The organism is Kitasatospora sp. NPDC101157, from assembly GCF_044768255.1.
Lineage (GTDB): Bacteria > Actinomycetota > Actinomycetes > Streptomycetales > Streptomycetaceae > Kitasatospora.
This window is the reverse complement of sequence record NZ_JBIWPL010000007.1, coordinates 311,012-334,816: the sequence shown is the minus strand read 5'-3', so window position 1 is coordinate 334,816 and position 23,805 is coordinate 311,012. Positions and strand designations below refer to the sequence as shown.

Annotated in this window: 22 protein-coding genes and 1 pseudogene; 13 read left to right on the top strand and 10 right to left on the bottom strand. The window is 74.6% G+C overall.

Annotated features, from left to right (window positions below; translation table 11 throughout):
- Positions 1–11 precede the first annotated feature (11 nt).
- The gene (locus ACIRVF_RS18530; protein WP_402818373.1) at positions 12–1,589 is read right to left on the bottom strand and encodes an alpha/beta hydrolase; all 1,578 of its coding nucleotides are present in this window, start codon (positions 1,587–1,589) and stop codon (positions 12–14) included.
- A 328-nt stretch (positions 1,590–1,917) separates the two neighbouring features.
- Here ACIRVF_RS18530 and ACIRVF_RS18525 point away from each other — a divergent pair, with 328 nt between their 5' ends.
- From ACIRVF_RS18525 to ACIRVF_RS18515, 3 genes are all read left to right on the top strand, one after another.
- Positions 1,918–2,598 (top strand): Tat pathway signal sequence domain protein, encoded by a 681-nt coding sequence (locus tag ACIRVF_RS18525; protein WP_402818371.1) that lies wholly within the window; start codon positions 1,918–1,920, stop codon positions 2,596–2,598.
- Between the two features lie 154 nt (positions 2,599–2,752).
- Positions 2,753–4,006, top strand: coding sequence for a threonine/serine exporter family protein (locus tag ACIRVF_RS18520; protein ID WP_402818368.1), 1,254 nt, complete (start codon positions 2,753–2,755; stop codon positions 4,004–4,006).
- Between the two features lie 67 nt (positions 4,007–4,073).
- Positions 4,074–4,466: a DUF302 domain-containing protein gene (locus tag ACIRVF_RS18515; protein WP_402818365.1), complete on the top strand. Its 393-nt coding sequence runs from the start codon at positions 4,074–4,076 to the stop codon at positions 4,464–4,466.
- 19 nt (positions 4,467–4,485) lie between these two features.
- On the opposite strand, the gene ACIRVF_RS18510 is transcribed toward ACIRVF_RS18515, so the two are convergent.
- Positions 4,486–5,664 (bottom strand): PP2C family protein-serine/threonine phosphatase, encoded by a 1,179-nt coding sequence (locus tag ACIRVF_RS18510; protein WP_402818363.1) that lies wholly within the window; start codon positions 5,662–5,664, stop codon positions 4,486–4,488.
- Between the two features lie 276 nt (positions 5,665–5,940).
- On the opposite strand from ACIRVF_RS18510, the gene ACIRVF_RS18505 reads away from it, so the two are divergent.
- Complete coding sequence (locus ACIRVF_RS18505; RefSeq protein WP_402818360.1) at positions 5,941–6,276, top strand: GNAT family N-acetyltransferase; 336 nt, start codon at positions 5,941–5,943, stop codon at positions 6,274–6,276.
- Between the two features lie 183 nt (positions 6,277–6,459).
- Here ACIRVF_RS18505 and lpdA read toward each other — a convergent pair whose 3' ends face one another.
- On the bottom strand, positions 6,460–7,866 hold the full coding sequence (gene lpdA / locus ACIRVF_RS18500) for a dihydrolipoyl dehydrogenase (protein ID WP_402818357.1): 1,407 nt from the start codon (positions 7,864–7,866) through the stop codon (positions 6,460–6,462).
- Between the two features lie 266 nt (positions 7,867–8,132).
- Positions 8,133–9,692 carry a M28 family peptidase gene (locus ACIRVF_RS18495; protein ID WP_402818354.1) on the bottom strand — a complete coding sequence of 520 codons (1,560 nt, stop codon included), beginning with the start codon at positions 9,690–9,692 and terminating at the stop codon, positions 8,133–8,135.
- Positions 9,693–9,839: 147 nt separating this feature from the next.
- Between ACIRVF_RS18495 and ACIRVF_RS18490 the strand changes: the two genes are divergently transcribed.
- Entirely contained in the window at positions 9,840–10,016 is a 177-nt protein-coding gene (locus tag ACIRVF_RS18490) for an antitoxin (RefSeq protein ID WP_402818351.1), read from the top strand.
- Between the two features lie 42 nt (positions 10,017–10,058).
- Here ACIRVF_RS18490 and ACIRVF_RS18485 read toward each other — a convergent pair whose 3' ends face one another.
- Positions 10,059–10,262 carry a hypothetical protein gene (locus tag ACIRVF_RS18485; RefSeq protein WP_402818348.1) on the bottom strand — a complete coding sequence of 68 codons (204 nt, stop codon included), beginning with the start codon at positions 10,260–10,262 and terminating at the stop codon, positions 10,059–10,061.
- Between the two features lie 74 nt (positions 10,263–10,336).
- Here ACIRVF_RS18485 and ACIRVF_RS18480 point away from each other — a divergent pair, with 74 nt between their 5' ends.
- Together ACIRVF_RS18480 and ACIRVF_RS18475 are read left to right on the top strand one after the other, a co-directional pair.
- The gene (locus ACIRVF_RS18480) at positions 10,337–10,963 is read left to right on the top strand and encodes a TetR/AcrR family transcriptional regulator (RefSeq protein WP_402818345.1); all 627 of its coding nucleotides are present in this window, start codon (positions 10,337–10,339) and stop codon (positions 10,961–10,963) included.
- A 217-nt stretch (positions 10,964–11,180) separates the two neighbouring features.
- On the top strand, positions 11,181–11,657 hold the full coding sequence (locus ACIRVF_RS18475) for a flavodoxin family protein (RefSeq protein WP_402818342.1): 477 nt from the start codon (positions 11,181–11,183) through the stop codon (positions 11,655–11,657).
- 150 nt (positions 11,658–11,807) lie between these two features.
- On the opposite strand, the pseudogene ACIRVF_RS18470 reads toward ACIRVF_RS18475, so the two are convergent.
- A pseudogene (locus ACIRVF_RS18470) lies at positions 11,808–12,944 on the bottom strand (MATE family efflux transporter); the annotation flags it as partial.
- Between the two features lie 147 nt (positions 12,945–13,091).
- On the opposite strand from ACIRVF_RS18470, the gene ACIRVF_RS18465 reads away from it, so the two are divergent.
- Both ACIRVF_RS18465 and ACIRVF_RS18460 read left to right on the top strand, forming a co-directional pair.
- Entirely contained in the window at positions 13,092–13,667 is a 576-nt protein-coding gene (locus ACIRVF_RS18465) for a PadR family transcriptional regulator (protein WP_402818339.1), read from the top strand.
- Positions 13,668–13,752: 85 nt separating this feature from the next.
- Entirely contained in the window at positions 13,753–14,625 is an 873-nt protein-coding gene (locus ACIRVF_RS18460) for a class I SAM-dependent methyltransferase (RefSeq protein ID WP_402818336.1), read from the top strand.
- Positions 14,626–14,639: 14 nt separating this feature from the next.
- On the opposite strand, the gene ACIRVF_RS18455 is transcribed toward ACIRVF_RS18460, so the two are convergent.
- The 3 genes from ACIRVF_RS18455 to ACIRVF_RS18445 form a co-directional block, all read right to left on the bottom strand.
- Positions 14,640–15,092, bottom strand: a complete 453-nt coding sequence (locus ACIRVF_RS18455) for a hypothetical protein (protein WP_402818333.1) — start codon at positions 15,090–15,092, stop codon at positions 14,640–14,642.
- Between the two features lie 149 nt (positions 15,093–15,241).
- Entirely contained in the window at positions 15,242–16,288 is a 1,047-nt protein-coding gene (locus ACIRVF_RS18450) for a TIGR03617 family F420-dependent LLM class oxidoreductase (RefSeq protein WP_402818330.1), read from the bottom strand.
- A 153-nt stretch (positions 16,289–16,441) separates the two neighbouring features.
- Positions 16,442–16,588, bottom strand: coding sequence for a hypothetical protein (locus ACIRVF_RS18445; protein ID WP_402818327.1), 147 nt, complete (start codon positions 16,586–16,588; stop codon positions 16,442–16,444).
- On the opposite strand from ACIRVF_RS18445, the gene ACIRVF_RS18440 reads away from it, so the two are divergent.
- The 4 genes from ACIRVF_RS18440 (at position 16,557) to fdh (ending at position 22,795) form a co-directional block, all read left to right on the top strand.
- Positions 16,557–17,477 (top strand): carboxylesterase family protein, encoded by a 921-nt coding sequence (locus ACIRVF_RS18440; protein WP_402818324.1) that lies wholly within the window; start codon positions 16,557–16,559, stop codon positions 17,475–17,477. The genes ACIRVF_RS18445 and ACIRVF_RS18440 overlap by 32 nt on opposite strands.
- A gap of 147 nt (positions 17,478–17,624) precedes the next feature.
- Complete coding sequence (locus tag ACIRVF_RS18435; RefSeq protein ID WP_402818321.1) at positions 17,625–18,524, top strand: 4Fe-4S dicluster domain-containing protein; 900 nt, start codon at positions 17,625–17,627, stop codon at positions 18,522–18,524.
- 56 nt (positions 18,525–18,580) lie between these two features.
- Positions 18,581–19,483, top strand: a complete 903-nt coding sequence (nrfD, locus tag ACIRVF_RS18430) for an NrfD/PsrC family molybdoenzyme membrane anchor subunit (RefSeq protein ID WP_402818319.1) — start codon at positions 18,581–18,583, stop codon at positions 19,481–19,483.
- 69 nt (positions 19,484–19,552) lie between these two features.
- Positions 19,553–22,795: a formate dehydrogenase gene (gene fdh / locus ACIRVF_RS18425; RefSeq protein WP_402818316.1), complete on the top strand. Its 3,243-nt coding sequence runs from the start codon at positions 19,553–19,555 to the stop codon at positions 22,793–22,795.
- Here the strand turns inward: fdh and selD are convergent, their stop codons facing one another.
- Positions 22,796–23,803, bottom strand: coding sequence for a selenide, water dikinase SelD (gene selD, locus ACIRVF_RS18420; RefSeq protein WP_402818313.1), 1,008 nt, complete (start codon positions 23,801–23,803; stop codon positions 22,796–22,798). It abuts the gene before it with no gap.
- Positions 23,804–23,805 lie beyond the last annotated feature (2 nt).

Genomic DNA, 23,805 nt, shown 5'->3' with positions numbered 1-23,805 from the left:
CCCGGGGAGCGCTACTGGAACGGCCGCCGGTCCGGCGCGCAGACCCGGCCGCGCGGCGGCAGTTCGCCGTCCACCAGGTACCGCTCCTCGTAGCCGGCCGCGCAGCCGCTCGGGTTGCCGAGCACGGTGTGCCCGTCCCCGTCGACGGTCAGCAGCCGGCCGCGCGCGAGGGTGTCGGCCATGGCCCGGGAGCCCTCGTGGGGCCAGGCCGGGTCGCCGGAGTTGGCCACGACCAGGACGGGCGCGGCGGTGTGCCGGTCCCACGGCCCGACGTAGCGGTCCCGGGCGGCCTCGGCCGGCCAGCCGGCGCAGCGCTGGGTCTGCCAGACCCAGAACGGGCCGAGGTCGCCGGAGCGCGCCCGGGCGAGGTCGGCGAGCGCCGGGTGGTCCGCGCCCGCGGGCGGGTTGGCGGTGTCGGCGCACAGCACGCCGAGGACCTGGGTCTGGCCGGGCGGTGCGCCGGTCGGCAGCGGCGCCGCCGGGGTGTCGGAAGCGGTCCACAGGCTCTGCAGTTGCCCGCCCAGGGCGGCCCAGCCGGTGGTGCCGAACTGCGGCATCGGCTGGGCCGTGTACAGCAGTTGCGCGACGGCGGTGGCGACGCTCGCCCGGTCCTGGACGACGGCCTTCGGCCCGCTGCCGACGGTGACCGGCCCGCGGTCCAGGCGGTTCGTCAGTTCGGCGAACTTGGCCCGGGTCGCCTCCGGGCTGCCCGCCGAGAAGGCACAGTCCGCCGGACCGGCGGCGCCGCAGCGGTCGAGGAAGGTGTCCAGGGCCCGGGCCGAGCCGAGGTCGCTGCCGGTGCGCAGGAACGGCGGCAGCCCCGCGTCCTGCGACGTGCGGCCGGTGGACCAGGCGACCGGATCCATGGCGCTGTCCAGGACCATCGCGCGCACCCGGCCCGGGAAGAGGTTGGCGTAGGTGGCGCCCAGGTACGTCCCGTACGAGGTCCCGAGGTAGCTGAGGCGCCGGTCACCGACGGCCTGGCGCAGCAGGTCGAGGTCCCGGGCGACGTCCGCGGTGGACAGGTGGGCGAGCAGGCCGCTGCGGTCGTTCGCGGCGCATCGCCGGCCCAGTTCGGCGTAGGTGTCGGCCCAGCGGGTCTGCTGCTCCGCTCCGACCGGGTAGCCGGCGGGCAGGCCGCCGAGCAGGGCCTGCCCGGCGGCCTGGTCCGGGAAGCACTGCAACGTGGTGGAGGAACCGACACCGCGCGGGTCGAAGCTGACGAGGTCGAAGCGCTTGCGCACCTGCTCGGGGAGGAGCGCGACCGCGACGGGCAGGGCCGCCGTGCCGGAGATCGCCGGGCCACCCGGGTTGTAGAACAGGGTGCCGATCCGGTGCGCCCGGTCCTCGGCGGGGCGGCGGATGAGCGCCAGTTCGATGGAGCGGCCGTGCGGGTCCCGGTGGTCCAGTGGCACCCGGGCGGTGTCGCACTGGAAGCCGGGGGTGCAGGGCTTCGTCCAGGTCAGCTCCGGCACCGGCGGGGCGGGCGCGGCGGCCGAGGCCGCGGCCGGGGTGAGGCCGGCCAGCAGCAGGCCCGCGGCCGTGGCGGCCGCGGCGCGGAGGGTGGCGGTCAGTCGGGGTCGGGGCACGGGCGGCCCTCTCGTCGGTAGCAGGGGTCGGATGAGTCACGGGAGGCACCGCGGTCACGTGGCTCCGGGGAGTCTCAGGAGTCATCCGCTCGGACGTCACGCAGTCTTCCGCCCGCCGCTGTCAGGATGCCGACGGTCCGCTGTCGGATCACCGGCATGCCGCTGACGCCGTGATCGCCGCTGCTGACGAAAAGTCAGCAAGCTGCGCACAGCGCCTTGACGGTGGACTGACACAGTCCTAGAACGTAGTCAGCTCCCCGCTCCTCCACCTCCCGGGAGCAGCCCTCAGGTCGTCTTCTCGCCCCGTCACCGAGGAAGAGGCTTTCCCATGCGCGCACTCCCCCGCCGGACCGTTCCGGCCGCCCTCGCCGCCCTCGCCGCCCTCGCGCTGGCCGCCGCGGCCCCCGCCGCCGCACTCCCGGCCGACGCCGCCGGGCCCGTACTGACCGCCGGCGGCGCCGCCGTCGCGGCGGGCGACGCCCTCGCCGCACCGCTCGTCGCCGGCACCAGCGCCACCTTCTACTCGACCGCGACCAGCACCACCGGTGTCACCTGCGCCACCTCGCGGTTCTCCGCCGGCGTGCTCACCAACCCGGCCGCCCCCGGCGTCGCGACCGAGTCGCTGACCGGGCTCACCTTCGACTCCTGCACCGCCGACGTCACCGGCGTCACCTCGGTGGAGAGCCTCACCGTCGACACCCTCCCCTACGGCGTCTCCGTCGACGACGCCACCGGCCTGCCGGTCACCCTCACCGGCGGCAGCGCCGGACCGATCCAGGCCACCGCCGTCCTCGACACCTGGTTCGGCACCATCACCTGCACCTACCGGCTCAGCGGCGCGTTCACCGGCACCGCCGACAACGGCACCAACAGCCTGACCTTCAGCAACGAGCACTTCGCCAAGAGCGGCGGCTCCGGCCTCTGCCCCGCCGACGGCTACTTCTCGGCCGGCTACGGCCCGCTCGCCGACACCAGCCTGCCCGGCGCTCCGGCGGTCACGGTGAACTGACCGGCGCACCCCGCGCAGGCCGCCTCGCGCAACCCGTCCGGGTCGCCCGCTTCCGGTCGACCCGGGCCCGGCGGACCCGGTCGAACATGGCCAGGTGACCGATCAGACCGGGGCAGAGTCGGACCCATCCGGTCGGGATGGGACGATACCTGCCATGTCTAGCAAGTCTCCATCGGTCCGGGGCAACGGAGCCCCACCGGACCCGCTCCGCCGCCTGCTGCTCGAACTGGGCGAAGCCCTGCTGGGCGGCGGCCTCCCCGTCCACGACGTCGAGGAGGAACTCCGCGGACTGGGGCGGGCATTGGGGGCTCCCGGCGTACGGGTCGCCGCGCTCACCAACGGGCTGTTCGTCGCCCTCGACCCGGCGGACGCCGCCACCTTCCAACCGGTCGACGCAGCGCTGCGCTTCGAGCAGACCGCCGACGTCCTCCACCTGGTGCACCGGCTGCGCTCGGGCGAGCTGGACGGGCCCCCGGCGCTGACCGAACTGGACGCCATCCGCCGGGCCCCGGCCCGCTGGCCCGCCTGGATCGCCGACCTGGGGGCGCTGCCGGTCGGCGTGGGCGTCTGCCTGTTCCTCCAGCCCGTGACGGCCAACGTGCTGGCCGCCGGGGCCGGCTCGCTGATCGTGGCGGGCCTGACCGTGCTGGCGCGCCGCCTGCCGCGGCTGCGCCCGCTGCTGCCCGTCACCGCCGGATTCCTGGTCGCGCTGCTCGTCCTCTCCCTCACCCGGGCCGGCCTGCTGGACGGGCCGCTGCGCACCATCGTGGCCACCCTGGCGATCCTGCTGCCCGGCGGTCTGCTGGTCACCGGCCTGTCGGAGGTCGCCGCGGGCGCCGCCAGCGCGGGGACGGCCCGGCTGGTGTCCGGCTCGGTGCAGCTCGCGCTGTTCCTGGCCGGGGTGGCCGCGGCCGCCACCGCGATCGGCATGCCGGCCGGCGCGCTGGCCAACGTCCAGGTGGCGGAGCCGAGTTGGTGGGTGATCGGGATCGGTCTGGCGATCGCCGTGGCGGGCGTCGTGGTCAACGTCAACACCCCGCCCGCGGCCATCCCGTGGATCGTCGCGGTGATCGCGGTCAGCGTCACCGTCCAGGTGGCGGTCGGACAGGAGCACGGCGCGGCGATCGGCGGCCTGGCCGGGGCGGTCAGCGCGGCGGTCGCGGCCACCGTGGTGCACTGGCTGCCGGGCGGCCCGCTCTGGCAGGTGCTCTACCTCCCGGCGTTCTGGATCGTGGTGCCGGGCTCCTTCGGACTGCTCAACACCGCGCAGATCGAGGTCGGCAACGGGGCCCAGTCGGTGCTGGCCGCCGTGTCGGCGGTGTTCGGGGTGTCCATCGGCACCCTGATCGGCTCGGTGATCAGCCGGATCCCGCGCCCCGCCCTGGCCGTTCCCCGACTTCGGGCCTGACCGGCCGCGTCCGGGGGCGCCGGCCACCGGCGCCCCCGATACTGGGCGGGATCCCGAGGAGGAAATCGTGGACTACGGACTCGGCGTCCGGCTCGACCGGCCGTTCCAGCAGGCGGTGGCCGATGTCACCGCCGCGCTGAAGGAGCAGGGCTTCGGCGTGCTGACCACCATCGACGTACGGGCGACCCTGCACGAGAAGCTCGGTGAGGAGCTGGAGGACTACCTGATCCTCGGCGCCTGCAACCCGGCCCTCGCCCACCGCGCACTCTCGGCCGACCGCCGGATCGGCCTGCTGCTGCCGTGCAACGTGGTGGTCCGCCGGGACGGCGAGGCGACCGTGGTCGAGGCCGTCGACCCCCAGACCCTGGTCGCCCTGGCGGGGTCCGGCGGCGGCCTGGCCGAGGTCGCCGACGAGGCGGCCCGGCGGCTGTCCGCGGCCCTCGCCTCCCTCTCCGCCTGACAGCGCCCCGGGACAGCCCCTACCCGCCGGGCGTCCCGGGCCCGGCCGGAGGCCGTACCGCGCCGTGCCGGACGGCGAGCAGGGCGGTGTCGTCCGTCCGGCGGCCACCGGTGTGCCGGACGACCGCGGCGGCGACGGCCTCCACCAGGCGCTCGGGCACGGTGGCTCCGGGCAGGCCCACCAGCTCGTCCAGGTACGCCCGGAGCCCGAAGAAGGCGCCGTGCCGGTCCCGGGCCTCGGTCACCCCGTCCGAGACGATCAGCACGGTCTCGTCCGCGCCCAGCCTCAGCCGCTGGACCCCGGGCAGCCCACCGGCCAGCTCGGCGAGCCCGAGCGGGGCGCCGCGGCCCGGAGGCAGCTGCCGGACGCCGTCCGGGCCGAGGACGTGCGGGCTGTCGTGACCGAAGTTGACCAGCTCGATCTCCTCCCGGGCGTCGTCGGGGAACCCGATGACCACCGCGGTGACGAACCGCTCCTCCTCCTCGCCCAGCCGGGAGGCCAGCAGGTTCTGCCGGTGCACCCGCTCCTCCAGCCGGGAGGCGAGGGTCGCGAGGTCCGCCTCGCGGAAGGCGGTCTCCCGGAAGCAGCCGACCAGGGCCGCCGCCGTGGAGACCGCGGGCAGCCCCTTGCCCTGGACGTCGCCGAGCACCACCCGCGCGCCGAACGGCGAGGCCACCACGTCGTAGAAGTCGCCGCCCACCCGGGCCTCGACGTCCGCCGCCAGGTAGCGGGCCGCCGACTCCACCCCGCCCCAGCCGGGCGGCACCGGGCGCAGCACCACCTGCCGGGTCGTCTCGGCGGCGCCCTGCAGATGGCGCACGTACGCGGCGGCCTGCGCCCGGAACACGCTGAGCGGCAGGGCGAGGACGCAGCCGGCCAGCACCAGGAGGAAGTCCTCGACCCCCTGGGACTTCGCCCAGATGCTGTCCAGCGCGGGATAGGCGACGACGGCGAGGACGCAGAACACCGCGGTGGCCGCCGGACCGCACAGCCCGGCCGCCACCGCCGGCACCAGGGCCAGCCAGCTGACGGAGGCGAACGAACTGGGCGTCAGCGCGTCCACGACCACCACCGCCACCAGCAGCAGCGCGGGGATCAGCCAGGAGCGGTGCCCGTACCGGATCAGCACCGGCAGCTGGCCGGCGGACCCCGACGGTGGCTGCGGCAGCCGGCTCACCTCCGCGGACCGCACCCGCACCCCGCCCCTCCGCTACTCCGGTGTTCCGCCGACGTCCCGCTCGGCCCGCCGCGCCGTGGGGCGGGGCCGTCCCGCCAACGTTAGGCGGCCGGGGACTTCGGGGGCAGCCGGAGCGGCGCCGAGGGCTCCGGCCATCGCCCGGTCGGCCCAGCGCCGCGGTCCGGGCCACCGGGTCGGCCCACCGGGCCAGCCGACCGGGTCGGCCTCATCCACCGGGAGCTAACCTGATCCCGCACCGAAAGCCCGTACGGGCTCCGCGAACGGAAGGCCTCCGCGATGAGCACCCCCAGCACCCCCGTCGTCGAGCGGGCGGACGCCCTGCACCGCTACGAGATCCGGGTCGACGGCGAACTCGCCGGCTTCGCCGAGTACCTGGACCACGACGGGCAGCGCGTCTTCTACCACACCCTGGTGGAGGACGCCTTCGCCGGCCGCGGCCTGGCCGGGCAGCTCGTCCAGGAGGCGCTGACGGACGTGCGCGCCGCCGGGAAGCGGATCGTCCCGGTCTGCCCGTACGTGGCCAAGTTCCTGACCGAGCACGAGGAGTTCTCCGACATCACCGACGAGGTCACCCCCGAGGTCAAGGGCTGGCTGCGCACCCAGCTGGGCTAGGAAGGTCCTGCGTCCGGTCAGGGGCCGGGGTGCGTCGGCCGTACGGGCCGGCTCGCTCGGCCGGGTGGCCGGGTCCCTGCTCGTCAGGATCCGGGCCGTCACGGCTGCGTGGAGGCGCGGGTCGTGCAGGCCCCGGCCGGCGCTCGCCGCCCGCCGGGGCCTGTCCTCACCCAGGCCGGGCCGTCACATGTTGATCATGTGACCGGCGAGGCCGTGGATGGCCTCCTTGACCGCCTCGCCCAGGGTCGGGTGGGCGTGCACGTTGCGGGCCACCTCGTGGACGGTGAGGTCCCACTGCTGGGCCAGCGTCAGCTCGGGCAGCAGCTCGGTGACCTCGGGGCCGATCAGGTGGGCGCCGAGCAGCTCGCCGTACTTGTTGTCGCTGATGACCTTGACGAAGCCGATCGGGTGGCCGAGGCCGTGCGCCTTGCCGTTCGCGGTGAACGGGAACTTGGCGACCTTGACGTCGTAGCCCTGCTCCCGGGCCTGCGCCTCGGTGTAGCCGAAGGAGGCGATCTGCGGCTGGCAGTAGGTGGCGCGCGGGATCATCACGAAGTCCACCTCCTGGGTCTCCACCCCGCCGATCGTCTCGGCGGCGATCACCGCCATCGTCTCGGCGGCGTGGGCGAGCATCAGCTTGGCCGTCACGTCACCGATCGCGAAGATGTGGTCGACGCTGGTGCGGCCGCGGCCGTCCACCGCGATGGCGTTGCGGTCGGTGAGCTTGACCCCGGAGTTCTCCAGGCCGTAGCCGTTGACCCGCGGCGCGAAGCCGATCGCCTGGAGCACCTTGTCGGCCTCCAGCACCTGCTGCTCGCCGTTCTTGGTGACGGTGACCTTGACCTTGCTGTTGGGGTCGCTGTCGTCGATCGACTCCACCCGGGTGGAGGTGAGCACCTCGATGCCCAGCTTGCGGTACTGCTTGGCGAGTTCGGTGGAGACCTCGACATCCTCCAGCGGCACCATGCGGTCGAGGAACTCGACGATGGTGACCTTCACGCCGTAGTTGTGCAGCACGTACGCGAACTCGACGCCGATCGCGCCGGCGCCCGCGATGATGATGCTCTCCGGCAGCTCCTCGGTGAGGATCTGCTCCTCGTAGGTGACCACGCGCTCGCTCAGGCTGGTGCCCGGCAGCAGGCGGGTGGTGGCACCGGCGGCGATGATGCAGTGGTCGAAGGTGACCACGTCGAAGCCGCCGCCGCTGAGCGCGACCTGGAGGGTGTGGTCGTCGACGAAGGTGCCCCAGCCGTCGTACTCGGTGATGCCGTTCTTCTTCATCAGGTAGTGGACGCCCTTGACCCGGCCGTCGGCCACCGTGCGGCTGCGGCGGAAGGCCTCGCCGAAGTCGAAGGTCACCTGGCCCTCGACCTTGATGCCGAAGGTCTTGGCCTCCTTGGTGAAGATGTGGGCGAGCTCGGCGTTGCGCAGCAGGGCCTTGGAGGGGATGCAGCCGACGTTGAGGCAGACGCCGCCCCAGTACTTGGCCTCGATGACCGCGACCTTCAGGCCCAGCTGCGCCGAGCGGACGGCGGCGGTGTAGCCGCCGGGGCCCGCGCCGAGGACGACGACGTCGTAGTGCGTGCTCATGTTGCTGACTCCTCCGAGGGTGTCACGGTGTCGTGATCTCGGTCCCATGGTGTCAGGACCGGACCCGGCGCACCCACCGGGTCTCGGCGGATGCGCTCCGCGCGGCACCGTACAGGGCTCGGGCCGGATTGTCAGTGCTGTCGGCTACGGTGACTCGCACCCGGCTCCACCAGGGGCGATGACGGAGGGAGGGTGCGGATGGCGGGCAGGTGCACGGTGGGCGGGTGGGCCCGCCGCCCGAGGACGGCAGCGGGCCCACCCGGGCGTCAGGCCGACGCCCGGCGGGCGTCGGCTCCGGCGGCACCGGTGCCGCCGGGGGTGCTGGTTCCCGCTCCGGTCGCCGCCCGACCGGCGGGGCGCTGGGCCGGTACGGGCTGCCGCAGCGAGGAGAGGTCCCAGGCGTAGGTGCCGACGGCGTGGGCGATCACGTCGATGTTGACGTCGAAGGCCGCCATGTCGATGTTGTCCAGGTCGTCACAGGCCTTGTGGTAGCAGGCGTCGAAGGCGGTGCCCGCCGTGCCGCCGTAACGGGCCTGCTGGTCGGGGGACTTGATCGCCTCGGCGCCGGTGTCGGTGCCGCCGGCCGGGATGCCCGCGTCGATGAACGGTCCGTAGTCGGAGCGGCCGTCGAAGGCCGAGGGGTCGTGCGGCAGGCCGCGGCCGTCCAGGTACCCGGTGAGGTCCCGCTCGATCTGGGCGGAGCCCTGGGGGCCGGCGTCACCGCCCGCACTGCCGGAGCCGTTGTAGACGAACTGCGCGTAGTTGGGGGATGCGATCATGTCGAAGTTGAGGTAGAGCCGGATCTTCTGCCGGTCCGCCTCGGAGAGCGACTTCACGTACGCCTCGGAGCCCTTGAGGCCGAACTCCTCGGCCGACCACCAGGCGAACCTGACCTTGTTCTTCACCGGGCGGACGCCGAGGTTCTTCGCGACCTCCAGGATCCCGGCCGCGCCGGAGCCGTTGTCGTTGATGCCCGGCCCTGCGGGCACGGAGTCCAGATGGGCGCCGATCATCACGGTGTCGGCCGGGTCCCCGCCGCGGGTCTCGGCGATGACGTTCCAGGTCCGGCGCGGCTCCATGAAGGTCCGGATGTCCAGGTCCACCCGCACGGGCCCGGCGGCGGCCTCGGCGGCCAGCGCCTCGCCGGCCTCCTTGGTGATCCCGCCGGTCGGGATCTTCCCCGCCGTGGGCTCGCCCAGCGTCCCGCCGAGCTCGCCGTCGGCGTTGTTGTAGATCAGCGCCCCGAGGGCGCCGGCGCCCGCCGCGGCCGCCTGCTTCTCGGCGAAGCTGCACCCGCCGCGCCGGATCAGCGCGATCCGGCCGGTGACGGAGCCCGCCGGGTAGTCGGCGGGTGTGCAACCGGTGGTGGCGCCGACCGGGGCGACGCCCAACTCGGCGTTCAGGCCTGCCTCCGGGCCGCTCACCGAGTAGGTCATGGCGATCACCGGCACCGATCCGGCCCGTGGTGACACCACGTCCAGCCGCTGGGCGCGGGCCTCGAAGAAGGTGTACTCGAACTCCTGCCGGGACACCACGAGCCCGGCCCGCCGGGCCTGTTCGTAGATGTGGTCCGCCGACCGGTCGTGGCCCTTCGAACCGGCGGCTCTGGTACCGCCGTTGCGGTCGGCGACCCGTTGCAGCACGGCCAGGGTGTCGTGCGCGTCCTCGGCACTGCTCGCCGCGACCAGCCGCTCGGCCAGCCTGGCCCCCCGGCGGGCCGGGTCCGGATCTGCGTTGGCACTTCCGGCACCGACCAGCAGCAGCGGGGTGACCAGGGCGGCGACGGTGAGCGCGGCGCCCGTGCGGTTCCAGGTGTGCGGCTTCAAAACGACTCCCTCCGACGATCCGTGAACTCACGATTTGACATGACCCGGATCGCCTTGCCAAGGCCGCCACGCGCCCGCGAAATGCGCGGGACGACCCGCGCTGTGATCCTGGAGGGGTGGGGGCGTCTCATCCAGGAGGGTGACCACATGTCCATGCTGGATAAGCTCAAGAGCATGCTGAAGGGCCACGAGGAGCAGACGGAGAAGGGCGTCGACAAGGCGGGTGACACCTTCGACGAACACACCCAGGGGAAGTACAGCAGCCAAACCGACGTGGCCCAGGACAAGCTGAAGGACCAGTTCCGCGACCAGCCGCCGCAGTAGCGGCCGAGACCGCGTCCGCTCCGCCGGGCCGGGCGGTGGCGTTCAGCCGTCGGCCCGGCCCGGCTCCCGCTTCGCGCCGTGCTCCGTCGCTCCGCCGGACCCGGCGTCCGCGTTCACGTCCCCGTCAGCGCCCCCGTCCGGCGCGCCGCAGTTCTCGCACGGCCCCGGGCCCGGCCGCTCCCGCAGCCGTCCGCACTCCGGGCACACCCGGTCCAGCCAGCAGGCCGACTCGCCGCCTTCGTCCATGCCTCCGATTCTGCCCGGCGCACGTCCGCCGAGGCGAGTAGACAGTGTCTACGAAGATCGGGTAGACAGGGTCCATGACCGACACCACGGCCGAGACCATGACCGAGCCCCCGTCCGGACAGGACGGCGACCTGCGCGCCCGGCTGGTGGCCGCCGGCGTCGAGCTGGTCACCCGCGAGGGCGTCCACGCCCTCGGGCTGCGCGAGATCGCCCGGCACGCCGGGGTCTCCCACGGGGCACCGCGCCGCCACTTCCCCACCCACCGCGAACTGCTCGCCGCCGTCGCCCGGCAGGGCTTCGGCAGGCTCACCGACTCGCTCGCGGGCGCCGACGCGCTCGCCGTCACCACCGGGGCCGACGCGCGCACCCGGATCGAGGCCCTCGCCCGCGCCTATCTGGGCTTCGCGGCGGCGAACCCGGGGATGTTCGAGCTGATGTTCCGTCACGACCTGCTGGAGGGCAGCGGCTCGGACCTGCGCGGCACCACCCTGCCGCTGTTCCTGACCTTCGTCGGCCTGGTCGCCGAGGTCCACCCCGACTGCGACGACCCGGCCGCCGCCACCGCCGCCCTCTGGGCCAACCTGCACGGCCTGGCCCAACTGCGCACCTGGGGCAGCCTGCGGCTGGCCACCGGCAGCGACGGCCTGGAATCGCTGCTGCGCACCAGCCTGGACGCCCACCTCGGCCCGGCGGTCCGGTAGCGCCCCCGGTCCGGCCGCCGAGCGGAGTGCGGGTACGCCGGTCCCCGGTCGGCGGAACCGCCGGTCGGGGACGTGACCGACGGCAGCCTGAACCGGGACGGCCCGCCGAACAGTTCCCGAGCCGCCCCCGATGTCACGTTCCCGAGCGCTGCCCGGTCGACCCTGTGGGCGCGGACGTTCCGCACCCCCGCGATCGCGGAGCGAAGGGAGCATCATCATGAAGGCCGTCATCGTCTGTGTCTCGGTGTCCCACGGCAACACCCGGCGGGTCGCCGAGGCGATGGCCCACCCCCTGGCCGCCGCAGTGGTCGAACCCGAGGAGCTGGACCCGGCCGACCTCGTCGGCTACGACCTGGTCGGCTTCGGCTCCGGCGTCTTCACCGGCCGGCTGCACCCGCGCCTGCGGGAGTACGTACGGGCGCTCCCCCCGGCCCGACAGCCCCGCCGGGCCTTCGTCTTCGCCACCAGCGGGCTACCCGAGCCCGGCTTCCGCCCCTTCACCCGCCCGCTGGTCCGCCTCCTGGAGCCGAAGGGCTTCGAGGTGGTCGGCAGTTTCACGGCCCGCGGCCACGACACCTGGCTCCCCTTCAAACTGGTCGGCGGCATCAACAAGCAGCGCCCGGACGCCCGCGACCTGGCGGCCGCCCACGCGTTCGCCACCGGCCTGTGCCCGCGGACCGGCAGGGTCTCCTGAACAGCCGGCGGCACCGGTCCCCCGCCGAGTGAGCACCGCCAGCAGCCCCAACTGCACCACCGCTCCCACCACCTGCCCCCACCACACCCCGGCCACCCCCAGCGCTTCCGACAGCACCACCGCGGCCCCGAGTTGGGAACCGAGCCCGAACACCGCCGACAGCACCAGTGCCCGCCCCGCGCCGGTCGCCTGGTGGAAGCCGCCGAGGGCGACGGCCGGGGCGTACGGGAGGAGGTAGAGGGCCGTCAGGTGGAGGAAGCCGACGGACTGGACGGACACCGCCGGGTCGTCGGTGAACCGGGCGGTCAGCGGGCCCGCGCAGCCGGCTGCCAGCACCGCCGCGCCCGCGCCCAGTCCGACGGCCAGGCGGGTGGTGGCGCGGCGGAGGGCCCGCAGCTCGGCGGCCGCCCCCGCGCCGGTGAGCCGGGCGGCCCGGATGGCGGTCGCCTGGCGCAGCGCGTAGAAGGCCATGGTGAGCAGGAGCAGGAGCCGGTAGCCGATGCCGTACCCGGCGACGGCCGCGACCCCGAAGCCCGCGACCAGGGCCAGTTGGGCGGTGCCGACGGCCATCCGGGCGGTGAAGTCCAGGCCGAAGGGAGCACCGGCCCGCAGGATGCGGACGGCTGCCGCACCGACGCCCCGGACCGCCCCGCCGGTCCGGGGCCGCAGCCGCAGGGTGACGGCGAGGGCGACCGCCCGGGAGACGGTGAGGGCGAGCGCCGCGCCGGTCACGCCGAGGGCGGGCAGCGGGCCGGGGCCGAGGATCAGCAGCGGGTCCAGGACCAGCAGCAGGGCGTTGGAGAGCAGCGCGACCCGCATCGGGGTGCGGGTGTCGCCCGCGCCCTTGAAGAGTTCGTCGGCGACGCGCTGGGCGAAGAAGAGGCCGAACGCCGGGAAGGCGACGGTGAAGTACTCGGCCGCCCGGGTGGCGGCCTCGCCGTCGAGGAAGGCGGCCGCGAGGCGGTCCCGGAGCAGGAAGCCGGGGGCGGCGAGGGCGAGGCTGCCGAGCGCGCACAGGCGCCAGGAGGCCCGGGTGACGCGGGCGGCCTCGTCCCGGTCGCCGGCGCCGAGGGCCCGGGCGAGCCGGACGCTGACGCCGGAGGCCACCACCAGGACGAGTCCGAGCAGCAGGTTCTCGACGGTGCCGGCGAGGGTGACGGCGGCGACGGCGGATCCGCCGAGGCTCGCCACCCAGAACGTGCCGATCACCGTGGCGATCACTCCGGACAGCAGTTCGGCGTAGACCGGCCCGGCCAGGGCGGCCAGTCGGTACAGCTGCTCGCGCACGCTTCCCCCTCGTTCCGCCGCCCGCACCCGGGCCGACGGTCACCTCGACTGGATTTACCTCGAATGGATATACCTCGATTCGAGACACCTCGGCAAGAGGTAGCATGGCCCCGCCACGGGGCGCACTCCGACGAAAGGGCTTCGACCGTGCTGACCCTCGCGATCCTCGGCTTCCTGTACGACCAGCCGCTGCACGGCTACGAACTCAAGTCCCGGATCACCGGGTTGACCGGCCACGTCCGCCCGGTCAGTGACGGCGCGCTCTACCCCGCGATCACCCGGCTGGAGAAGGCCGGCCTGCTGCACCGCCGCACCGAGCCCGGCACCGGGGCCGCCCCGCGCCAGACCCTGGAACCGACCGGGGAGGGCCGGGCCGAGCTGCTGCGCCGGCTGGCCGACCCGGAACAGGCCGAAATCACCGACCAGATCCGCTTCTTCACGCTCGCGGCCTTCCTCCACCACCTCGCCGACCCGCACCAGCAGGCCGCCGTGCTGCGCCGCCGACTGGCCTTCCTGGAGGCGCCGAGCAGCTTCTTCTACGACGGGGACGGCCGCCCGGTCACCGCCGAACGGGAGCCGAACCCGTTCCGGCGCGGCATGCTGCTGGTCGCCCGGGCCTCCACCGCCGCCGAACGGGCCTGGCTGACCGAGACCATCGCTGGCCTGACGGAGAGGAACGGTCCGGCAGCCGCTGAAGGGCCCTCCGGAGCAGCCCGGGCATAGCTATGATGATCGGCCTCACGACCACGGCGTTCGCCCTCCGCGGCGTGATCCACCACCGCGCTCCGCCCGTCCCCTGGAGGCAGCCGTGCCCAGTGAAGTGACCGCCGCCGTCCGCTCCGTTCCGCAGAAGCGGGACGACATCCCCGGCTGGTTCTTCGGACTGGACCGCGCCGCCTTCTCCCACCTGCTGTCCGCCCAGACGGCGGCCGGGGTCACCGGGGACATCCTGGAACTCGGCAGCTACCTCGGCCGCAGCGCCGTACTGCTCGGGGACCACCTCCAGCCCGGCGAACGGCTGACCGTCTGCGACCTGTTCGACTCCGAGGCCGGCGACGCCGACAACGCCGCCGAGATGACGATGTCCTACCGCAAGACCCTCACCCGCAGCGCCTTCGAGTCCAACTACCTCGCCTTCCACGGCGAGTTGCCCGAGATCGTCCAGGCCCCCACCTCGGTGCTGGCCGACGGCCGGATCCCGGCGGGCAGCTGCCGGTTCGTCCACGTCGACGCCTCGCACCTGTACGAGCACGTCAGCGGGGACATCCTGGTCGCCAGGTCCGCCCTCGCCGAGGACGGCCTGATCGCGCTGGACGACTACCGCTCCGAGCACACCCCCGGCGTCTCCGCGGCGGTGTGGGAGGCGGTGTTCACCGGCGGGTTGCGGCCGGTGCTGCTCACCCCGATGAAGTTCTACGGCACCTGGGGCGACGCCGGAGCCGCCCGCCGGACCCTGCTGGAACGCGACTGGCGGGCCGAGGACTACACCGTCGACGAGGACAGCATCGCCGGCCACCGCGTGCTGCGGCTCAACTACCAGGTCAAGTCACCCGCGCAGGTCCGCTCCACCCCGCGCCGCCTGGCCCTGGACCTCCTCCCGCCGGTCGCCACCCGCGCCACCCGCCGCATGCTGCGCACCCTGCGCGAGCGCCGCGCCGTGCCCCCGGTGCCCAGCGCCTGAGGCACCGGGGCCGCTCAGCGAACCGGCCGCGCCGCCAGCGCCCGGTCGATCCCCCTGCGGAAGCGGGCCGAGGCCCCGGGCAGGCGCCCCAGCCCGCGCAGTGGCCCGGCGGACGGCTCCGGCCGCCGGGCCAGCTCCAGGACCGCCGCGTACGGGCGCGCGCCCTCCTCCAGGCGTGCGGCCAGCAACGGCACCAGGCCGTCCAACTCGGCACCGGTCAGGGCCGGGTGGGCGGCGACCAGCCGGAGCAGGCAGTTGTCGTTCCAGGTGCTGTGCCGCCGGGCCGCGAGCGGGACGAGCAGATCGGCGGGTGCGGCGGCGTTGCCGGCGATCGCGTGCCAGACGAACGAGTACTCCCCCAGGGCGAGTCGGCGCAGCACCTCCGGGTCCGAGGTCCGCTCGGCCAGCCGCTTGTGGTCCCCGGGGTCGTGGAGGTGGCGCAGCGCTTCGGCGTCGTCCGGATCCATGTCGGCACAGCCTAGCGACGGCCGTCCCCGGGCCGCCGGGGTGCTCGGGGCGGTGTCCGGCAGGGCGGTGTCCGGCAGGGCGGGCAGCGGCCCGGGGACGGCCCTGGCCGGTCGGAGCCGTCCCGTGGCAGCTCTCGGACCGGTTCCGCTCAGCCCAGCGTGCGCACCGCCGCCAGCACGTCAAGGCCGAGCGTCGGGTCCGCGTCCTCCGGCAGGTTGACGGACAGCCGGGTGACCAGCCCCGCGTACCGGCGGTGGATCTCCCGCGCCGCCTCCTCGACCGTGCCGGACACCGCGAAGGCGTCGAACACCTCGTCGGAGATCAGCGCCGTCATCTCCGCCCAGCGCCCGCGCACCGAGTGGGTGTGCAACTCCTCCTGGAGGTCCTCCCAGCCGTGCTGCGCCAGCACCGGCCGGTAGGCCGGGGTGGAGGCGTAGAACGCGAGCCGCTCCCGCACCCCGGCCCTGTTGGCCGCCAGCTCCTCCTCGGTGCGGCCGACGGCGGTGAGCACGTTGCCGACGATCTCGAACGGCCGCCCGGTCCACTCGGCGCCCTCGGCCTCCGCCTGCCGACGCGCCGCCATCAGCCCGGGCAGCACCTGCTCGGCCAGGTAGGCGGTGGAGGAGAAGGGGTGGCCGAGGAAGCCGTCGGCCACCGCCCCGGCGGTGCGGGTCATCAGCGGACCGACGCCGGCCAGCAGGATCCGGGGCGCCCCGGTCGGGACCGGGTCGGGCGAGAAGACCGGCGTCATCACCGTGTGGGTGTAGAACTCGCCCCGGAAGCGCAGCCGTTCACCGGTCTGCCAGCTGTGCCAGATCGCCCGCACCGCGTGCACGTACTCGCGCATCCGGGCCGCCGGGCGGTCCCAGGGCATCCCGAAGCGCTTCTCGATGTGCGGCTTGACCTGCGAGCCCAGCCCGATGACGGCCCGCCCGCCGGAGGCCGCGTGCAGCCCCCAGGCCTGGTAGGCCAGGGTCATCGGGGTGCGGGCGAAGGCCACCGCGATGCCGGTGGCCAGCTCGATCGACTCGGTGCGGTCGGCGGCCCGGGCGAGCTGGAGGAACGGGTCGTAGGCGGTTTCGGCGACCACCAGCCGGTCCATGCCCCGGCGTTCGGCCCGCTCTGCGGCGTCGAGGATGCCCGCCGGGTGCCCGGAGGCGTTGGCGTCGAGGCGGAGGGCGGCGGGTCGGTCCATGCGGGTGCTCCTGGTTGAGGGTCCGGCCTCGTACGGGTCCTGCGTCGTACGGGCCCTGCGTCGTGCGAATCCTGCGTCGTGCGGGTCCTGCGTCGTGCGCCGCCCGGCGTCGTACGGGTCCGGGCGGCGGCGCCCGCCCAGCCTGCCACGCCGTCACCGGCCGGCCGCCCCGCCCTCCCCCGCGAACAGCCCGTCCAGGTGCCGGTCGACGGCGGTGAGCACGGCGGCCGGCTCGACCACGCCCAGTTCCAGCAGGGTGGTGAACCCGGTGAGCGCCAGCAGCAGGTCCGTCTCCACCACCGGGTCGCGGTCCGCCGCGATCAGCCCGTCCGCGACCGCCTGCCGGACCACCCGCTCCACCGCGGCGCGACCCTGCGGCACCGCGCCCACCGCCGCCGCCCTCGCCGGGGTCGACCCCGGGCGCCTGGCGAAGGCCGTCACCGACCTCGACACCGAACTCCCCGGGCACCTGGCGCGCTGGGGGCGGCTCGCCCACACCGGCGTCGCCACCGTCCCGGTGGTCGACGGCGAGGTCCTCACCGAAGAGCCCTGGGCCGCCCTGGCCGCCGGACGGGCCGACGGCGCCGAGCTGCTGGTCGGCCACACCCGCGACGAGTTCCGGCTGTTCGCCGTCCTCGCCGGCCGGCACGGCGCCTTCACCGAGGAGGACGCCCGTACCGCCCTGGACCTGCTCGCCCCGGGCCCGGACGGTCCGGACGCCTACCGCGCCGCCCTCCCCGGCGCCACGCCCGGGGACCTGGTCGAAGCCGTCTTCTCCGACGCCCTGTTCCGGATGCCCACGCTCCACCTCGCCGAGGGCAACACAGCGGCCGGCGGCACCTCGTACCTCTTCGAGCTCGCCTACCCGGCCCCCGCCATGGGCGGGGTGTTCGGCGCCTGCCACGGCCTGGACGTCCCGCTGGCCTTCGGCAGTCTGGGCAGCCCGATGGCCCGGCACTTCCTCGGGGACCCGCCCGCCCCGGAGGCCGTCGAGCTGTCCCGGGAGCTGCGGCGGGCCTGGGTCCGGTTCGTCACCACCGGCGAGCCCGGGTGGCCCGCCCACGAGCCGGAGCGTCAGCTCACCCGGGTCCTGGGCACCCGCTCGGAGACCGTCCGCTACCCCGAGCAGACCTCCCGCACCGTCTGGGCGGGGCACGGCCCCACCGCCTTCGACCTCGGCCGGGGCTGAGGCGGAGGCGGAGGCTGAGGCGGAGGCGGAGGCTGAGGCGGGCACGGCGGCGGCGGGCCGTGCGGCCGGGTCGCGGGGGAGCGTCCGGAGCGGTTGGGTGGGAGGCGGGGCGGCGGGTCCGCTCCCCTCCACGGAAGGAGACCGGCTGTGGAGCAGCGATCGGAGCAGCCACCGAGGGTCGGGTTCTTCACCGACACCTCGGTGTGCATCGGCTGCAAGGCCTGCGAGGTGGCGTGCAAGGAGTGGAACGCCGTCCCCGAGCGCGGCCTCGAACTGACCGGGATGTCGTACGACAACACCCGGGGTCTCGGCGCCGACTCCTGGCGCCACGTCGCCTTCGTCGAGCAGTCCAGGCCCCCCGGCGGTGACTGGACGACGCCCGACCACAGCCGGGTCGACGTGTTCGCCGAGGCCGCCCGGCTGGACGATCCGGGCCGGGCCCCGGGCACGATCTCGCCGGTCGCCCCCGACGGGCGCACCGAGCTGCGCTGGCTGATGTCCTCCGACGTGTGCAAGCACTGCACCAGTGCCGCCTGCCTCGACGTCTGCCCGACCGGCGCGCTGTTCCGCACCGAGTTCGGCACCGTCGTCGTCCAGGAGGACATCTGCAACGGCTGCGGCTACTGCGTGCCCGCCTGCCCGTTCGGCGTCATCGACCAGCGGCCCGCCGACGGCCGGGTGTGGAAGTGCACGATGTGCTACGACCGCCTGGGCGCCGGGCAGGAACCGGCCTGCGCCAAGGCCTGTCCCACCGACTCGATCCAGTTCGGGCCGCTCGACGAACTGCGCGAACGGGCCGCCGAGCGGGTCCGGACGCTCCAGGAGTCCGGCAACCCGAAGGCCCGGCTGTACGGCGCCGACCCGCGGGACGGCGTGGACGGCGCGGGGGCGTTCTTCCTGCTGCTGGACGAACCCGAGGTCTACGGCCTGCCGCCGGACCCGGTGGTGACCACCCGGGACCTGCCCGCCATGTGGCGCCGGGCCGCGGTCGCCGCCGTCACGGTCGCCGCCGGGGTGGCGGGGTGCTGCCTGCGGAGGCCGCGATGAGCCGGCCCGCGCACGGCCGCGGCGGGCGCGGCGGGCGCGGCGGCAGGGAGCGGGCCATGGTTCCCCCCGCCGAGTTCGACTCGTACTACGGCCGCCCGGTGCTCAAGAAGCCCGTCTGGAAGCCGCTCGACATCGCCGGCTACCTGTTCCTCGGCGGGCTCGCGGGCGGCTCCTCCGCGCTGGCCGCCGGCGCCGGGGCCTGCGGCTGCCCGGAGCTGGCGCGCCCCCTGCGGGTGGGCGCCTTGGGCGCGATCGGGCTGTCGCTGGTGGCGCTGGTCCACGACCTCGGCCGCCCGGGGCGCTTCGTCAACATGCTGCGCGTCGTCAAGCCGACCTCACCGATGAGCGTGGGCTCCTGGCTGCTCGCCGGGTACGTGCCGCTCGCCGGTGCCGCCGCCGCGAGCGCGGTGACCGGCAGGCTGCCCAGGCTCGGCACGGCCGCCGGGGCCGGCGCCGCCCTGCTGGGCACGGGCGTCTGCACCTACACGGCCGTCCTGATCGCCGACACCGCCGTGCCGAGCTGGCACGACGGCCACCGCGAGCTGCCGTTCGCGTTCGGCGGCTCGGCCGTGTCCGCCGCGGCGGGCCTCGGCCTGCTGACCGCGCCCCTCGCGCAGAACGGCCCGGCCCGGCGCGCCGCCGCCTTCGGCACCGCGCTCGAACTCGGCGCCACCCGGGTGATGACCGGCCGGATGGGTCTGAGCGCCGAGCCGCTGCACACCGGCCGGGCGGGCCGTCTGATGCGGGCGGCGGAGCTGCTGACCGGGGCCGGGGCGGCGCTCGCGCTGGCGGCCGGGCACCGGGACCGCCGGGTGGCGGCGGCCGCGGGGGCGGCGCTGCTGGCCGGGTCGGCCGCCCTGCGGTTCGGGATCTTCCTCGGCGGGGTCCGCTCCGCCGAGGACCCGAAGTACACGGTGCTCCCCCAGCGGGAGCGGCTGGCGGCCCGGCCTGCGGGCTGAGCGCACCGCGACGATGATGGGAACGGCGGCCCGCGAACCCGGCGCCGCCCGGCACGAGGAGGTTCCGCCGTGGGTGTACGGACCTGGATCGGCTCCTGGCCGGTCTACCGCCAGCTGACCGGCACGGATCCGCTGGGCCGCGGCCAGGCGGCCAAGAGCGCCCGCAGCGAGCACCTGACGCCCCGCACCGGCACGGCGGACGAGGTGGTCAAGTCCGTCTGCCCGTACTGCGCGGTCGGCTGCGGCCAGGACGTCTACGTCGAGGACGGCAGGGTCACCCAGATCGAGGGTGACCCGGACTCGCCGGTCTCGCGCGGCCGCCTCTGCCCCAAGGGCTCGGCCAGCCTCCAGCTGACCACCGGCCCGGCCCGCGAGTACCGCGTGCTGTACCGCCGCCCGCACGGCACCGGGTGGGAGCCGCTGCCGCTGGACACCGCGATGGAGATGATCGCCGACCGGGTGATCGCCTCCCGGCGGAACGGCTGGCAGTGGGAGGTCGACGGGGTCCGCACCCGCCGCACCCTGGGCTTCGCGAGCCTGGGCGGCGCGACCCTGGACAACGAGGAGAACTACCTGATCAAGAAGCTGTTCACCGCGCTCGGCGCGGTGCAGATCGAGAACCAGGCCCGTATTTGACACTCCTCCACCGTCCCCGGTCTGGGGACCTCGTTCGGCCGCGGCGGCGCCACGACCTTCCAGCAGGACCTGCAGCACTCCGACTGCATCGTCATCCAGGGCTCCAACATGGCCGAGTGCCACCCGGTGGGCTTCCAGTGGGTGATGGAGGCCAAGGCGCGCGGGGCCAAGGTCATCCACGTCGACCCGCGGTTCACCAGGACCAGCGCCCTGGCGGACCTGCACGTGCCGCTGCGCGCGGGCAGTGACATCGCCTTCCTCGGCGGCATCGTCAACTACGTCCTCCAGCAGGAGAAGTACTTCCGCGAGTACGTCGTCGCGTTCACCAACGCGCCGGTACTGCTGCGCGACGACTTCCGCGACACCGAGGACCTCGACGGCGTGTTCTCCGGCCTGGACCGCGAGGGCCGCAGCTACGACACCGAGACCTGGCAGTACGAGGGCCTCGACGTCCAGGCCGCCTCCGGGACGCGCGACCAGCAGTACGACCGGCGCACCTCCGAGACGGGCCGGGGCGAGTCGCACGGCTCGGGCGGCGCCGCGATCGGCGAGGAGGAGCCGCGGCGCGACGAGTCGCTGAACCACCCCCGGTGCGTCTTCCAGGTGCTCAAGCGGCACTACGCGCGCTACACGCCCGAGCTGGTGGAGCGGATCTGCGGCGTGCCGCAGGACGTCTTCCGGCAGGTCTGCGAGCTGGTCACGGAGAACTCCGGGCGGGAGCGCACCACCGCGTTCGCGTACGCGGTCGGCTGGACCCAGCACACCGTCGGCGTTCAGTACATCCGCACGGCCGCCGTGCTGCAGCTGCTGCTCGGCAACATCGGCCGCCCGGGCGGCGGCATCCTGGCCCTGCGCGGGCACGCGTCCATCCAGGGCTCCACCGACATCCCGACACTGTTCAACCTGCTGCCGGGCTACATCCCGATGCCCTACGCCCACGCCGACGAGACGCTCGACACCTTCGTCGAGGCGGAAGCCGCCCACAAGGGCTTCTGGGGCGAGATGCGCTCCTACCTGGTCAGCCTGCTGAAGTCGTACTGGGGCGAGGCCGCGCGGGCGGACAACGACTACTGCTTCGACTACCTGCCCCGGCTGACCGGCTCGCACAGCACCTACGAGACGGTGCTGGCCCAGCGGGAGGGCACCTGCGAGGGCTACTTCCTGTTCGGCGAGAACCCGGCGGTCGGCTCGGCGGCCACCAAGCTGCAGCGGCTCGGCATGGCCGGCCTCAAGTGGCTGGTGGTACGCGACTTCTCGCTGATCGAGAGCGCCACCTGGTGGAAGGACGGCCCGGAGATCGAGACCGGCGAGCTGCGGACCGAGGACATCGACACCGAGGTCTTCTTCCTCCCGGCCGCGGCGCACACCGAGAAGGACGGCAGCTTCACCAACACCCAGCGGATGCTCCAGTGGCACCACACCGCCGTGGAGCCGGCCGGGGAGGCGCGCAGCGACCTGTGGTTCACCTACCACCTCGGCCGGATCATCCGGCGCAGGCTCGCCGCCTCCACCGACGAGATGGACCGCCCGGTGCTCGACCTCACCTGGAACTACCCCACCCGGGGCCGGCTCGACGAGCCGGACGCCGAGGCCGTCCTCGCCGAGATCAACGGCCGGGACGCCGAGGGCCGTCCGCTCTCCTCGTACACCCAGTTGAAGGACGACGGCTCCACCGCGTGCGGCTGCTGGATCTACTGCGGCGTGTACGCCGACGGCGTCAACCAGGCGGCCCGGCGCAGGCCCGGCCGGGAGCAGGACTGGGTCGCCCCCGAGTGGGGCTGGGCCTGGCCCGCGAACCGCCGCGTCCTCTACAACCGGGCGTCGGCCGACCGGGACGGCCGGCCGTGGAGCGAGCGCAAGGCCCTGGTGTGGTGGGACGCCGAGCACTCCCGCTGGACCGGGCACGACGTCCCGGACTTCCCCGCCGAGACGCCCCCCGGCCACCGCCCCCCGGACGGGGCCCGCGCCGCCGAGGCCCTCGCCGGCGACGACGCGTTCGTCATGCAGGCCGACGGAAAGGGCTGGCTGTTCGTCCCGGCCGGGCTGACCGACGGCCCGCTGCCCGCCCACTACGAGCCCCAGGACTCCCCGTTCGACAACCTCCTGTACGGCCAGCAGCGCAACCCGGTACGCCACTTGCTGCCCTCGCTGCCGGACAACCGGTACCAGCCGAGCGGCGCCGCCCCGGGCTCGGAGGTCTTCCCGTACGTCGCCACCACCTACCGGCTCACCGAGCACCACACGGCGGGCGGCATGACGCGCTGGCAGCCCTACCTCGCGGAGCTCCAGCCCGCGATGTTCTGCGAGGTCTCCCCGCAGCTCGCCGCCGAGCGCGGGCTGGAACACCTGGGCTGGGCCACCGTGGTGACGGCCCGCGGCGTGATCGAGGCACGGGTCCTGGTGACGGACCGGATGATGCCGCTGACCGTGCACGGCCGCACCCTGCACCAGGTCGGGCTGCCCTACCACTGGGGGCCGAACGGCTGCACCACCGGCGACGCGGCGAACGAGCTGCTGCACCTGTCGCTGGACCCCAACACCCACATCCAGGAGGCCAAGGCGCTCGCCTGCGACATCCGGCCCGGGCGGCGGCCGCGCGGCCCGGCCTCGGTGGAGCTGGTCCGCGAGTACCGCCGCCGGGCGGGCATCACCGACCGGACGGGTACGGAGGTCTGACTACCGCACGACGAGGATGTGCTCGCCGCGCGGCACGAGTTCGCCGATCACCGGTGCGCCCGGGACCTCTCCCGCGACCAGCAGCCCGCCGGAGGTCTGGGCGTCGGCCAGCAGCAGCCGCTCCTCCTCGTCGGCCCGCCCGAAGTCGGTGTGCGGCGCCACCCAGTCGAGGTTGCGGCGCGTTCCGCCGCTGACGAAGCCGTCCCGCAGCGCCTCCCGGGCCCCGGCCAGGTAGGGCACCGCCGCCGCGTCGACCACGGCCGTCACGCCCGAGGCACGGGCCAGTTTGTACAGGTGGCCGAGCAGCCCGAAGCCGGTGACGTCGGTGGCGCAGCGGGCCCCGGCGTCCATCGCGGCGCGCGCCGCGTCGCGGTTCAGCGCGGCCATCAGCTCGACGGCCTCCGGGAAGCGCTCGCCGGTCGCCTTGTGCCGGTTGTTCAGCACGCCGGTGCCGAGCGGCTTGCTGAGCGACAGCGGCAGGCCGGGCCGGCCGGCGTCGTTGCGCAGCAGCCGGGCCGGGTCGGCGACGCCGGTGACGGCCATGCCGTACTTGGGCTCGGGGTCGTCGATGCTGTGGCCGCCGCCGACGTGGCAGCCGGCCTGCCGGGCGACGGCGAGGCCGCCGCGCATCACCTCCCGGGCCAGCTCGAAGGGCAGCACCTCGCGCGGCCAGGCGAGCAGGTTGACGGCGACCAGCGGGCGGCCGCCCATCGCGTAGACGTCGGAGAGCGCGTTGGCGGCGGCGATCCGGCCCCAGTCGTAGGGGTCGTCGACGACCGGGGTGAAGAAGTCGGCGGTGGCGATCACGGCCGTGTCCCCGTCCGGGAGGAGGACGGCGGCGGCGTCGTCCCCACTCTCCGGGCCGACCAGCAGCTCGGCCGTGCCGGGGCCGCCCTGGGGCGGGAGGAGCCCGGCCAGCGCGGCCTCCAGTTCGCCCGGCGGGATCTTGCAGGCGCAGCCGCCGCCGTGGGCGTAGCCGGTGAGGCGGATCGGGGTGCCGGTGGTCATGG

Excerpts from the sequence above, each read along its gene's own strand:
- lpdA (WP_402818357.1), bottom strand. The coding sequence starts at position 7,866 with ATGAGCACGCACTACGACGTCGTCGTCCTCGGCGCGGGCCCCGGCGGC.
- ACIRVF_RS18455 (WP_402818333.1), bottom strand. The coding sequence starts at position 15,092 with ATGGATCCGGACGACGCCGAAGCGCTGCGCCACCTCCACGACCCCGGG.
- ACIRVF_RS18450 (WP_402818330.1), bottom strand. The coding sequence starts at position 16,288 with ATGGACCGACCCGCCGCCCTCCGCCTCGACGCCAACGCCTCCGGGCAC.
- ACIRVF_RS18520 (WP_402818368.1), top strand. The coding sequence starts at position 2,753 with ATGTCTAGCAAGTCTCCATCGGTCCGGGGCAACGGAGCCCCACCGGAC.
- ACIRVF_RS18480 (WP_402818345.1), top strand. The coding sequence starts at position 10,337 with ATGACCGACACCACGGCCGAGACCATGACCGAGCCCCCGTCCGGACAG.
- ACIRVF_RS18505 (WP_402818360.1), top strand. The coding sequence starts at position 5,941 with ATGAGCACCCCCAGCACCCCCGTCGTCGAGCGGGCGGACGCCCTGCAC.
- ACIRVF_RS18490 (WP_402818351.1), top strand. The coding sequence starts at position 9,840 with ATGTCCATGCTGGATAAGCTCAAGAGCATGCTGAAGGGCCACGAGGAG.
- nrfD (WP_402818319.1), top strand. The coding sequence starts at position 18,581 with ATGGTTCCCCCCGCCGAGTTCGACTCGTACTACGGCCGCCCGGTGCTC.
- selD (WP_402818313.1), bottom strand. The coding sequence starts at position 23,803 with ATGACCACCGGCACCCCGATCCGCCTCACCGGCTACGCCCACGGCGGC.
- ACIRVF_RS18525 (WP_402818371.1), top strand. The coding sequence starts at position 1,918 with ATGCGCGCACTCCCCCGCCGGACCGTTCCGGCCGCCCTCGCCGCCCTC.
- ACIRVF_RS18475 (WP_402818342.1), top strand. The coding sequence starts at position 11,181 with ATGAAGGCCGTCATCGTCTGTGTCTCGGTGTCCCACGGCAACACCCGG.
- ACIRVF_RS18485 (WP_402818348.1), bottom strand. The coding sequence starts at position 10,262 with ATGGACGAAGGCGGCGAGTCGGCCTGCTGGCTGGACCGGGTGTGCCCG.